This is a genomic window from Sulfuricurvum sp., from assembly GCF_049305995.1.
Classification (GTDB): Bacteria; Campylobacterota; Campylobacteria; order Campylobacterales; family Sulfurimonadaceae; genus Sulfuricurvum.
Genome location: NZ_JBAQPS010000109.1, coordinates 1 through 11993, shown reverse-complemented (window position 1 = coordinate 11993; position 11993 = coordinate 1). Strand labels below are relative to the sequence as shown.

Genomic DNA, 11993 nt, shown 5'->3' with positions numbered 1-11993 from the left:
CTATTGCCCCTCTTTTTCGCCCTAACGGGATTACGCAGTGAAATCGGTTTGCTCAACAGTGTAGATGCATGGCTGATTTGCGGCGGGATCATCGTCCTTGCGGTATTCGGTAAACTCTTCGGAAGCGCCCTCGCTTCCAAATACATGGGATTTAGCTGGCGAGACTCGTTTGCTCTGGGGATACTGATGAACACACGGGGGCTGATGGAGCTGGTGGTTCTTAATATCGGATATGAAATGGGGATACTCTCTACAGAGCTTTTCACGATGTTTGTGGTTATGGCACTGGCAACGACCATTATGACCGGACCGTTTCTAAATTTTATCACCCGTGGATTCAAAGAGAATAAAGTCGTTGAAACGATGCAAAAGAGTTTAATTGATCTCCTCTCACATGAACTGCGAACCCCCCTCACCCTCATACGGGGAGCTGCCGGTAATTTATCCAATCCACACTTCACCCTCGCAGAGAAAGACAAAGAAGAGATGGTTAAAACCATCGTCGAGGGGTCACGCCGCATGGAAAAGGTGATCGATAATTTGCTGGTCAATGCACGTTTTCGTGAGGGGAAAACACCTCTCAATAAAACGATGCTTAGAGTAGATGATGTCGTTTCTTCTGCTCTCTCCATAGCTGAGGGAGACTGGAAACGACAAGCCAAACTCTCATTTTCACCCGATATCCCACCTTTAAATGGTGATATTGCCTTACTTCATCTCGCCATCGGCAATCTACTCGATAACGCCTTTAAATACGGGAATGAAGTGAGTGTCGAAATCACCTCTGCATTTAATGAAATTACCGTGATTATCTGTAACAACGGTGATCTCCCCTCTGCCGACATGATAGATACCCTCGGAAATACTCCCGGCAGGCTTGATAATTCTGAGGGTAAACCGGGTTCAGGGATCGGATTGCGACTGTCACAAAATATTATCGAAGTGCATGGTGGAACATTAACTATCTCGTTGGAAAATGACCGATTTTGCGTTCGTGTAACCCTTCGGAGTGAATCATGACGCCCCGCATTTTAATCGTGGATGATGATGCTTCTATCCGTCGGTTATTGGCAATGACGTTAGCTTTTGCCGGTTTTATGACAGAGACAGCGGCAACGGCAAAAGAGGGACTGAAAAAAGGTGCCGATGAGCATTTTCACTTGATTTTGCTCGATTTGGGGTTGCCGGATATGAGCGGAGTAAAATTTTTGGAGCGCTATAGAGAGGATGAGCAAACTCCGGTCATTGTCGTATCGGCAATCCATGATGACTCCGATAAGATAGCCGCCCTCAATGCAGGAGCTGATGATTATGTCACCAAACCGTTCAACACCGATGAGCTGATCGCCCGTATCCATGCCAACTTACGCCGTGTCCCTCCCTCACAATCGACATCCCCGATATTAATCGTCGCAGATATGCGAATGGATATAAGCAACCGAATTGTGAGCATAGAGGATGAGCTCATCAAATTGACCCCCAAAGAGTTTAAACTCCTCCGCGTGTTTATGGAAAATCAGGGGAAAGCCCTCACCCACGCATGGCTCCTTAAAGCGATATGGGGAGTCGGGTATCAACATGAAACCCACTATCTGCGCGTTTTTATCAATCAACTTCGCCAAAAGATCGAAACCGACCCTGCCCGACCCCGTTGGATCATTACGGAAACGGGTATCGGGTATCGGTTTGTGGGGTAATTTTAGATCATCATTGGCTCATCAGTGGGTTCGATCTCTTCAAAATCCTCCACGATCTGATCCAACATTTTTTGCGTCTTTTTAATCTTCGCAATATTCTCATCAAAAATCGTTTTGGATGCGGGGAATGTACTTGAAAGTTCTTGATAGATCAATATACGCCCTCCAAAATGACGATTAAACTCATCAAACGCCCCTCGTAAATACTCTTTTGATGTCGTGTGACGAAAGAGTGCTTTAATCATTTTTTTACGCTCTTTGATCGGAATCGACTCATCAATCGCTTCAGCAACACGCTTGATATCCAACCTTGAAAAATAGACACCGCTATGATAAGGTGCTAAAAGCTTATCGGAGAGTTCATCGACAAAACTCGGGACGGGTTCATCATCGGGATTATTCTCTTCTGTTGATGTCTCACAGCTTCCGCTATCGCATTTTCCCCGCACAAATTCATCAAATTCAGCCTTTAAATCGCTAAAATCGTTTGCTTTCATTTTATTCTCCTGTAGTTAAATCATAAAAATAGTGACACTGTGAGCGCATCGCGACATCATCCACAAAATCGTCTCGATCGGCATAACGTTCTAATGCTCTCGTCATAATCAAATCCCCGATCAATTTTCCCTCACGTATCATGATAGAGTCGCAATAGCCACCCTCTAAAGCCTCACTAGAAGCTTCATCTACCAATGAAAGTGCCTCTTCTTGGTATTCACTCCCGATAATCGCACCGCTTAACTTGGAACTGCGCATTTGAGAGATCGTAAAGGCGACATCATCGCTGCGTATATTCATAGGGATCATCATCGCATCAATCCCATTCTCTTTGTAAAGCTTATTCAGTGTTACTGAGAAGCGACTGCTATGAGCATTTTCGGCAATATATCCATATAATTTTGTCGCTACCGTAATGGTATTATCATTATTCATATTTATTTCCTAACGCCAAATGAGCAAAGCCCATCTTGGCTACGCTAACGCTGAGTTCTCTTCGGCAAAGTGCCCACGCACACTCGTGTGCTTTTTTCATCTATTGAGCCCCCACAATTCCAGAGCTTCTTCCTCTTCGAGTCTACAACGGCGGCAAATCTTTTCCCCTCCGACCGAGCTAAAAAGGGCGGCACACTCATCGCATCGGCGTACCGAATAGGTAATAAGATTCTGCACTTTCGGCTCAAACCACTCGGTAAGATTATACGAGGTTGATACACTGATCGCATCGCTCTCACAGACGTCATGGCACAAATGGCATTTGACACACAAAAACGGGTCAAAATCGATTCGAGAATTACGCATATCCGACGTGAGTGCTGCCGTAGGGCAAACACGATAACACATCTGACACGCGGTGCAATTAGCCTCATCCATCATCTTTTGAGAGGTAAATCCTATCATCGACGCATCGACAACATGAAACTGCGATGGTTTCTCTACACGCTTCAGTGCCGTAAAAAAGAGTTTTCGTCGATCGGTGATCTTTTTCGTCCGTAGCTCTTGGGTATGAGAACTCTCTATCCTAATTTCGACAAATTCATCGGTCGTGCTTTGTACCTCTTTGTCAAAATCGTGTTTGGCTTTCACCATCCCACGTAGATGAAACGTTTTGAAAAAATCTCTCCGATCTTTATGCTCATCTACCTCGTCACTACCGTAAGAAATCTTTTCAGAGACAACGCGGCTCTCAACCTCTATCGCTTCGAGGAGATAATTTGCACTTTGGATTCTCTCCTCCATCACTTCTAGCACTTTGATACCAATGTCACAATCACTACAATGACCTATATCAAGAATTAACCCTTTTTTAAGGCTACACAGTGATATCAAATGCTCACTCGAGAGAGCAGCGATACAAGGGAGATTTTTTTGGCACGACACCAGATTTCCCTCTTCAGAAGCAAAACTAAAGAAAAATTCCGTCGGATTAAAATCATCCAATACAAACGCTTCACTCGGACATACCGCCACACACCCTGAACATCCGACACAGAGAGATTGGTTGATAGAGGGGAGACGTTCGCCTAGCGCAATGGCATTGGCTGGGCAAACATCTGCACATAGCGAGCAGAGTGAGTTGACACTCAAAGCGCGGACGCATCGTGCGGGTGATAGCTCTAATAGACTCACGCAGCTACCAGAGCACTCAATGTTTCGTTATCAGAGAGTATAAATTCCAATGCCATCTCTGCGCTGTCATAATACAGAGGTGTACGGGATTCGTATTTCATGTTGATCAGATACATCGGTGCCCATTTCAACAAATGGGAGTTTAAAAAGTTATACTGAACATTGATCAATTCTTGTACTGCTTCATGATCGACTTCTTCGAGTGCTCGCAGTTGTGCTTCGCACAAATGGTGCATAAACTCCATCTCGATACCGATATGATCCGCCGACACGACGCGAGCCACTTCATAATCGACAAGAAAATCATACGCACTATAAATGTCGGTAACAGGGTTAGCACCACCCGTCTCGATCATCTGATCGGGACGGGTATAAAACGTTTCATAAGGTACCAAATGGAGCAAAGAGAGGTTGGTAAAATCGGGATTCAAATACTCTTCCAAAAGCTGTTGTGCTTCGATCTCTTTACGAGGTTCCCAATCACGCCAATGGGGCATAAACTCTAAAACCGTTTCGTCATTTCGTAAAATTTCTAAACGCTCCACATCCAACTCTTGGAGTAATATTCGTGATAACAACGCATATAAATTACTGCGTGCGATAATTTCGTCCATAAAAATGACCTTTAATAAAGTAAACGTGATTGTAGCTTATACGGCTGAAAAGCGCATAAGAGGTGTAGATTATAAGGGGTTGGTATCAAGCCTTACGACTTGATACTGACCTCATAAACCGATGGATCGAGATTAACCCATGGGCGTTTGATGTGGCGAGGGCGACGAAGGGTTGATGATGCATCCAAACCGCGAGACAATTTATCTCTCCATGCTTGGTATACTTTGAGGTTATTGTCGTAATTAACAAAAATATCCCCGATTTTATCTCCCGCTTGTGCCGGCTCTAGTAGAACTTTATGGTGCCAGCAGTGCATACCTGAAACAGGGTCTGGATGCGGAGCTGCAACGGCATTTTGCCATGAACCGCTCAAACCATCCCACCAGATATTACCTGAATCTCGGTTATAATCGGCAAAACGTTCTGTATGGAAAGGTTTAATCCCCTCAACGTATTTGAGTTTGCCCACTTTACCGTCCATTTGGATCTCAGCTACCGGAACCCCAAAGCTGTTAAGCCCAGTTGTCCCCTCGTAATCATCGATGATACTTTGTCCACCTGCTTTACCGACATTCGCCGGAGATTCAGCAAGGAATTCTTTATTATTAAGATCACGAGGAGCCACACCCGGTGCCACTTTCCCATCACTGACACCGTTTGGAATCGTAACCGCATTGGTAAGTTTCCAGCGTCCGCCATGGTGAGAACATGCGAGTGTTCCAGGAAGAACACCCTCAGTCGGAACCGCCATTGCGACGAAATGACCACCCTCTAGCCCTGAAACGGTATCGACGATACGGACACGAATCGCATCACCGCGCTTGAATCCGAGACGCTGTGCATCTTTGGTCGAAATCCAGATCGGGTCATGATTTTGAGAGATCTCCATAAGGTGTTTCGAGTTTGCCGAACGGGTATGAATATTGTACGGTAAACGGAATACAGTGTTCAACGCAAACGAGTTCTCTTCGGTCATATATTTATGATTGACGTGAGAGACCAAGTGAATGTATTCGTTTTTCTCATCCTCATTACGCGGATAGAACGGCATAGCATACTCTCTCCAATGCCAATCAGTTGCCCATTGGGTATAGAACTCTAACTTTTTAGAAAGGGTTGCAAACCCTTCCATTTTCTTGCCGTCGATTTCGATACCGATTTTTTTCTCTTTACCATGGTGATCTTGTGCAGAGATAACTCCACCCGCACCTACGCTCATAGACCCTGCATCGAATTTATGTCCGTGAGAGATCACTTCACCCTCTTCGAATTTGAGTTCGCGTTCCATTGCATGGTAGATTTTGTCCTCTTCCATCCAAAAACCGTAATCACGGAGATACGAATAGACAGGAAACTCTTCGTTCATGTAACGTGGATCAGAGGTTGCCGTCTCTTTGAGTTTTGGCAAGTTATCTCCGAACGCCGCATCGTACCACTCGGCGATAGTAACTGTTTTACCCGGATGACGTTTAGATTCCCACATTTTTCTGATACCGAGAGAACCATCCGGATCGATAAAGTCGGTACAGAGTTGGAACCAAAACTCATTCTCTTCCCACACTTCACCCAGACCTGCTTTGATATGCGCTTCGAGAGTTGCACGTGCAGGATTTTTAGGTTTCCAGCCCGATTTTTCTAATGCTACACGCAATACTGGTTGACGGAATGTTGACCAACGTGCTGGGAATGTTGCCTCGGAGTGTTGGTCATGTCTCTCACCCGCAAGCCCTACAGGGAGGACATAGTCCATGTACCAGTTGGTCTCAGACCATACCGGAGAAAGGTTCATGGTGAGTTCCATAATCTCTTCGTTTTTGAGTACTTCGATCCAGCGGAATCCATCTGGATTAATCCAAACCGGATTGTACATACGAGGGATCCATACCGCGAGTTTACTCGGTACGGTCAATCCGCGATCATTCCATTTTTTCTGCCACTCTTTATCGCTCAAAAGATGTGGTAACAAATAAGAAAGTTCATACGTTGACAATGGCCATTCAGGAGGCCATGTAAGCTCATTCCACGCTTGTACTTTCGGTACATCCGCACCGGAAATTCCTTGACCTACAGTAGAGCTTCCGCCCTTACCCGAAACAGAGATAACATGCCAATGATGGAAGAATGTTCCCCCCTCGGTTCCGATTGCTCCACGAAGACCGATACAGAAATACGCCGCACGTCCACCCATCCATGCACCACGATTCCCCGCAGCCGCTGCACGCCAGATATAGGTAGAGATCGCATCGCCAGCCCAAATAAACATCTCATACAATTTTTCGAGTTTGTATGCAGGTACATGGGTCTCTTTTACCGCATACTCAAGTGTATACGGTGCATACATATCTTTGAGAAGTTCGATATAGCTATCAAAATCACGCCCAGCAGGAAGTTTTGTAATCTGTTTTTTCTCAAGCATAAAATTCAAATGCTCAGAATCGTTCATCAATGTTTCCCAGTTGAACCATTTTTTGACAAACTTTTTATCGGTCATGTTTTCACTGAGGATACGGTTTGCCAAATAGAGATAAATCGCCGCTTCCGTCCCCGGCCATGCTGCGATCCACAGATCAGACATCCCTGCAGAGTTCGACATACGAGGGTCCATAACGACTAATTTTGCACCCTTTTTACGGGCATCAGCGATAAAGGCTGCTGATTGTGCAAAATAGTGACCTGCGTCCGCTGCATGTGATGAGTTTAGGAAAATCAATTTCGCATTTGCCCAGTCAGGACTGGTACGGTCATCATTTGCCGTCCAAATCGTCGGAGTACGTCCATTAGATGAACAGATATTGGTATGAGAGTTGTACGAATCAAGCCCCAACGTTTCCCATACTTGAGGGACGAAACCGTTTTCATTCGGGCGACCGACATGGTACATCACCGATTTTTTAGAGAGGAGATCCCCTTTTCGGATCGTATCGGCCATTTTTTTACCGATGGTACTCATCGCCTCATCCCATGTGGTACGGATCCATTTTCCCTCACCACGTTTAGAACCAGGAGCACGTTTGAGTGGGAACGGGATACGATCCGGATCATACATTTGTGACTGAACCGCATATCCTTTTGCACAGTTACGCCCACGTGAACCGGTATGAAATGGATTACCCATGTATTTTTTAACAGTAAAGGTCTTTTTGTCGATCCATGCCGTAAGTCCGCATGACGCTTCACAGTTCGAACACGCTGTCGGAACAATCATGTAATCATTAACATAAATCCCATCAGGATTATTTTCACTTTGAACACCATGGCGATCAATCCCACCACGTTTCCAGTCTACGCCATCGAGTTCTTGGAAATGACTCCATTGATCTTGCGGAGGATAGAACGAAAGAGTATCGGGTGTATTGGTGAACTTGCTCTCTTTTACCGATTCAGCCGCCGCATCTACGGTAAAAACCCCTTTTGCGATTGCGGCACCCGCTACAGTGAGCGCGGTCCCTTTTAAAAATGTTCTTCTACTTTCTAAATACATCATAATTAATCCTCTTTAGCTCATTGGTAACAATTGCGGGATAACGAGCCAAACGTGTTTGCTCACCCACAAACCGATCAATGCTGATACCGCAGCAATTTTCAGTAAATAATACGATTGATTTTTGAGGCTTAGGCACACCAAAATCATAGGAACAATGAACGCCATCACTTGACCGATCCAAAACATAATGGTGTATTCGCCGCCTTTAATGTAATGGAGAACCGCTGCAACCTCTTCCGCTTTCATCGCGCCAAAAATCAATTCCGCCATATAGAGGATAAATGCTGCCGCTGCCGCAAGTCCCAAAACAATCGCCAAATCTTTTTTCACTGCATCGGAGAATTTATTTCCACCGAGGAGAATCATCGTAGCAGAACCTGCCAACAATGCCGCCAAGATCATTTGCGCCGATTCCGTCGGCATTTGCCACAGCTCACGCGCCGTTGATTGTGCCATAAGACCCGCTGTATACAACGTTACCGGAACTGCGAGTAGAACAGTCCACCCGAGAAGCTTGTCGTACATCGCTTCATCTTTTTTCACATAGATAAAATACGCCATACCTAGGAGCAACCCTACAAAACCGGTTGCCATCCACGCACCGATCGTAATCGCCGATGTCAAATGAGGGTAAAAGAAAATATGCCAAAAACGGAACATTTGGTGCAAATCGATGACCGTAAAGAACAAGAAAATATGGATAAATACGATTGAAATCGCTACCACAGGGAAACGGATAAATCCAGTTTGCTCAGGATGTTTTTTGAGCAAATAAAATCCGAGAAAGATAATCCCGGTACCGATGCTTTTTGCCCACATATTCATGGTAATAATCCAACCCCATACGATACCCGGAAGAGCCACGTCAAGAGTTACAATCGCATTGGTTGCTGCAATCATTTCATGTGCCATTAGTGCCCTCCTATAGGGAGATGTTTAAGATTATTGAATAAATTATGACCTTCACCTCGGAACGATGCCAGAGGGTTCAATGTTACATTACCGCCACCGACATAGAAGTGATGAGGCTCTGTCCCTTTTTCCGGTTTACGTACTTGAACATTCCCTTGGTGAGATTGGATATATTTACTGATGCTTGACATCGGATCATCCAAATCACCGAAAATATTCGCCTCAACCGGACACGCTACAACACACGATGGCATCATGCTACTCGCGACTCGGTGAGCGCAGTAGGTACATTTATCTGCCGTTTGTGTTTGCGGATCGATGTAGATCGCACCGTACGGACACGCCAAGACACAACCCGCACATCCGATACAACGCTCTTTGTCGATGTTTACAATACCGTTTTCTAAATAGTGCAATGCACTTACCGGACAAATACGTTCACACGGTGCATTGGCACAGTGATTACAGCGAAGCGGTGTAAATGTCCGCTTCGTCTCTGGGAATGTTCCCACATCAACATATTTGACACGTAGACGCCATGTACTAAGAGGAACTTCATTTTCCACTTTACATGCGATCTCACAGCCCTTACACCCCATGCAAAGGCGAAGGTCTACCAAGAAACCCAATTGCATATATTCTCCTTGTTCCTAATTCACGTGATAACCATTCATATCATAAGATAGATGAATAATTTTTATTTGATACCGTGATTACAGGCATTTGACGGCATTTCTGCTGGATTGATATTAGCCAAATTAGGTTTAACCGAAACTAAAAAAGAATCCGTTTTTACTATAACTTTTTGATATGTAACCGTTTGGAAATTTTTCCCGCAAAAGGGAAGAAATATGACAATTGAAGAGTTTGATTTAGCTTCTCCCATATCCGAAAGATACGGGTAGCTTTAGGGGGTTGCAAGGGACATTTCCTACAGTGTATTAGTTTAATTTAAGCGACAGCGAACCGATGCTTCATGCGCATCGAGTCCTTCAGTATGAGCGATAAGAGCACACGCTTCTCCAATTTCATTGATCGCTTGGCGTGAAAATGAGATAATAGAGGATTTTTTCATAAAGTTCTCAACCCCAAGCGGTGAGTAAAATTTTGCTGTTCCACCAGTCGGAAGCGTATGATTTGGTCCCGCAACATAATCTCCAATCGCTTCAGGAGTATAGTGACCCAAGAATATCGCCCCTGCGTGTTTGATCGATGGGAGAAGTGCAAAAGGATTGTCAGTCGCTACTTCGAGATGTTCAGGGGCGATCTCGTTCATCAGAGCTACCGCCTCTTCCATCGTATCGGTTACTATAATCGCGGCACGCTCTTCAATAGATTTACGAGCAATCGCTTCGCGTGGAAGCTTTTTCAACCACACTTCGATCTCAACCGCACACGCATCCGCAAATTTCTGAGACGGTGTGATCAAAATAGAACTTGCCATCTCATCGTGTTCCGCCTGAGAGAGCAAATCAATCGCGATATGGACAGGATTCGCCGAATCATCTGCGAGCACTCCGATCTCACTCGGCCCCGCGATCATGTCGATATTGACCTCTCCGAACACCATTTTTTTCGCCGTAGCAACAAAAATATTACCCGGTCCCGTGATAACGTCCACTTTAGGGATCGTTTCTGTGCCGTACGCCATTGCCGCTATCGCACTGGCTCCGCCGACTTTGAACACTTCGCTCACGCCGCACAAATGACACGCCGCCAGTAACAGCTCATTGGGTTCATTATCGGGAGTCGGTGTGGTGACCACGATGTGTTCTACCCCTGCAACTTGAGCGGGGATCACATTCATAAGCAGTGAACTCGGATACGCCGCTTTTCCTCCGGGGATATAAAGACCTGCACGATCCACAGGAGTCACTTTCTGACCTAAAATCGTCCCATTGGCTTCGGTATCGAACCAGCTTCTCGGAAGCTGTTTTTCGTGGTAGGCGCGAATACGATCATACGCCAAATGCAATGATGCTTTGAGTGTCGGTTCCAATGCTTCATACGCACGTTTCATATCCGCGATATCGATACGTAAGTCTGCACCACTTGTGGGGTTCCATCGATCAAATTTCTCAATATGACGGATCAGAGCGGCATCATCATCAGCGCGAATCTCATCGATAAGCCCTTTAACAATGGTGGATACGTGTTCCATATCCATTTTTCCACGTCTTAAAAGCTCACTGAAAAGCGATTTAAAATTGGGTTCATTGGTATGAATTAGGGTCATTAACTATCCTTTTACTTACTCGTTGTACTTTTTTTGTACTCTTGTTTAACAATTTCAAGTACCTTTAGAAAATCATCGCTCTCAACAGCACCCATAATCGGTTCAAACATCGGTGATTTACCTTTGATAAACCAAGTAGCTGGAGTTCCTTGCGTCATCAAAGACGGAGGAACCGTATTTTTATCAACTATTCCCTCATAAGCAATAAAATCTTGATTAATAATAGCAACAACTTTAGAGTTTTTAAGTGTAGTTTGCTTTAGAACATCACACCATCGACATCCATTTTTAGTTACAAGCAGCATTAATGGTTTTTGCTCCTTCACCCCTTTTTCAACTGCAGTAGATATCTCTTTTTCCCATTTAATATCGGTTCCGAATAATGATAATGCTACCAATATCGTTATTAAAAATATTTTCATTTTCTTTACTTCACCTTTTTCAAAATTTCTTTAGCAATATCGGTAATCTCTTTGCCACTCACATCAATCGTAATATCCGCTACTTTTTTATAAAGAACAGAACGCTCATCATAAAGTTTTATTGCTTTATCGATATCTTGAAACAAAGGACGTTTACGCAATTTTTTTTGAGCATCAGGATGAGCTAGAATACGGTTATGTATCGTCTCAAACGGAGCTGATAGATAGACGACTGTCCCAATTTTTTTCAAGTTTGGTACTTTAAAAAATCCACCCCCAGTTGAAATGAGGGTTCCTTTTACCTCTTTTTGAAGCCAACGAGCTATTTTACCTTCCAATATACGAAAATATTCTTCACCCTCTTCGGCAAAAATTTTTTTGATGGCACGGTTTTCCATACTTTCAATAATATCATCTGTATCTAAGGCGATCAAATCACTTTGCTTTACAATTTCACGTGCGACAGACCCTTTACCAACACCCATATAACCGATTAAAAC

General features: G+C 44.5%; 12 protein-coding genes. 2 read left to right on the top strand and 10 right to left on the bottom strand.

The window, feature by feature from the left end; translation table 11 throughout:
* Both WA010_RS03675 and WA010_RS03670 read left to right on the top strand, forming a co-directional pair.
* Positions 1-1020 (top strand): cation:proton antiporter (locus tag WA010_RS03675; protein WP_422555815.1); only part of this gene is annotated, 1020 nt, incomplete at its 5' end.
* Positions 1017-1697 (top strand): response regulator, encoded by a 681-nt coding sequence (locus WA010_RS03670; RefSeq protein WP_422555814.1) that lies wholly within the window; start codon positions 1017-1019, stop codon positions 1695-1697. The genes WA010_RS03675 and WA010_RS03670, both read left to right, overlap by 4 nt.
* A 2-nt stretch (positions 1698-1699) precedes the next feature.
* Here WA010_RS03670 and WA010_RS03665 read toward each other — a convergent pair whose 3' ends face one another.
* The 10 genes from WA010_RS03665 to WA010_RS03620 form a co-directional block, all read right to left on the bottom strand.
* The gene (locus WA010_RS03665) at positions 1700-2194 is read right to left on the bottom strand and encodes a hypothetical protein (protein WP_422555813.1); all 495 of its coding nucleotides are present in this window, start codon (positions 2192-2194) and stop codon (positions 1700-1702) included.
* 1 nt (position 2195) lies between these two features.
* Positions 2196-2630, bottom strand: coding sequence for a hypothetical protein (locus tag WA010_RS03660; RefSeq protein ID WP_422555812.1), 435 nt, complete (start codon positions 2628-2630; stop codon positions 2196-2198).
* A gap of 96 nt (positions 2631-2726) precedes the next feature.
* Positions 2727-3824, bottom strand: coding sequence for a 4Fe-4S binding protein (locus WA010_RS03655; protein ID WP_422555811.1), 1098 nt, complete (start codon positions 3822-3824; stop codon positions 2727-2729).
* Entirely contained in the window at positions 3821-4438 is a 618-nt protein-coding gene (locus WA010_RS03650; protein ID WP_422555810.1) for a TorD/DmsD family molecular chaperone, read from the bottom strand. The genes WA010_RS03655 and WA010_RS03650 overlap by 4 nt, the downstream gene beginning before the upstream one ends.
* 92 nt (positions 4439-4530) lie before the next feature.
* Positions 4531-7920 carry a molybdopterin-dependent oxidoreductase gene (locus tag WA010_RS03645; RefSeq protein ID WP_422555816.1) on the bottom strand — a complete coding sequence of 1130 codons (3390 nt, stop codon included), beginning with the start codon at positions 7918-7920 and terminating at the stop codon, positions 4531-4533.
* Between the two features lie 15 nt (positions 7921-7935).
* Positions 7936-8835, bottom strand: a complete 900-nt coding sequence (gene nrfD, locus WA010_RS03640; protein ID WP_422555809.1) for an NrfD/PsrC family molybdoenzyme membrane anchor subunit — start codon at positions 8833-8835, stop codon at positions 7936-7938.
* Positions 8835-9470, bottom strand: coding sequence for a 4Fe-4S dicluster domain-containing protein (locus tag WA010_RS03635; protein WP_422555808.1), 636 nt, complete (start codon positions 9468-9470; stop codon positions 8835-8837). The genes nrfD and WA010_RS03635 overlap by 1 nt, the downstream gene beginning before the upstream one ends.
* A gap of 311 nt (positions 9471-9781) precedes the next feature.
* Entirely contained in the window at positions 9782-11071 is a 1290-nt protein-coding gene (gene hisD, locus WA010_RS03630; protein ID WP_422555807.1) for a histidinol dehydrogenase, read from the bottom strand.
* A gap of 11 nt (positions 11072-11082) precedes the next feature.
* Positions 11083-11493, bottom strand: coding sequence for a thioredoxin family protein (locus tag WA010_RS03625; protein ID WP_422555806.1), 411 nt, complete (start codon positions 11491-11493; stop codon positions 11083-11085).
* A gap of 5 nt (positions 11494-11498) precedes the next feature.
* The coding region (locus WA010_RS03620) for a shikimate kinase (RefSeq protein ID WP_422555805.1) at positions 11499-11993 on the bottom strand (495 nt) is incomplete at its 5' end.

Bases quoted from the DNA above. Each gene is read 5' to 3' on its own strand.
- WA010_RS03670 (WP_422555814.1), top strand. From the start codon at position 1,017: ATGACGCCCCGCATTTTAATCGTGGATGATGATGCTTCTATCCGTCGG.
- WA010_RS03665 (WP_422555813.1), bottom strand. From the start codon at position 2,194: ATGAAAGCAAACGATTTTAGCGATTTAAAGGCTGAATTTGATGAATTT.
- WA010_RS03660 (WP_422555812.1), bottom strand. From the start codon at position 2,630: ATGAATAATGATAATACCATTACGGTAGCGACAAAATTATATGGATAT.
- WA010_RS03650 (WP_422555810.1), bottom strand. From the start codon at position 4,438: ATGGACGAAATTATCGCACGCAGTAATTTATATGCGTTGTTATCACGA.
- WA010_RS03645 (WP_422555816.1), bottom strand. From the start codon at position 7,920: ATGTATTTAGAAAGTAGAAGAACATTTTTAAAAGGGACCGCGCTCACT.
- nrfD (WP_422555809.1), bottom strand. From the start codon at position 8,835: ATGGCACATGAAATGATTGCAGCAACCAATGCGATTGTAACTCTTGAC.
- WA010_RS03635 (WP_422555808.1), bottom strand. From the start codon at position 9,470: ATGCAATTGGGTTTCTTGGTAGACCTTCGCCTTTGCATGGGGTGTAAG.
- hisD (WP_422555807.1), bottom strand. From the start codon at position 11,071: ATGACCCTAATTCATACCAATGAACCCAATTTTAAATCGCTTTTCAGT.
- WA010_RS03625 (WP_422555806.1), bottom strand. From the start codon at position 11,493: ATGAAAATATTTTTAATAACGATATTGGTAGCATTATCATTATTCGGA.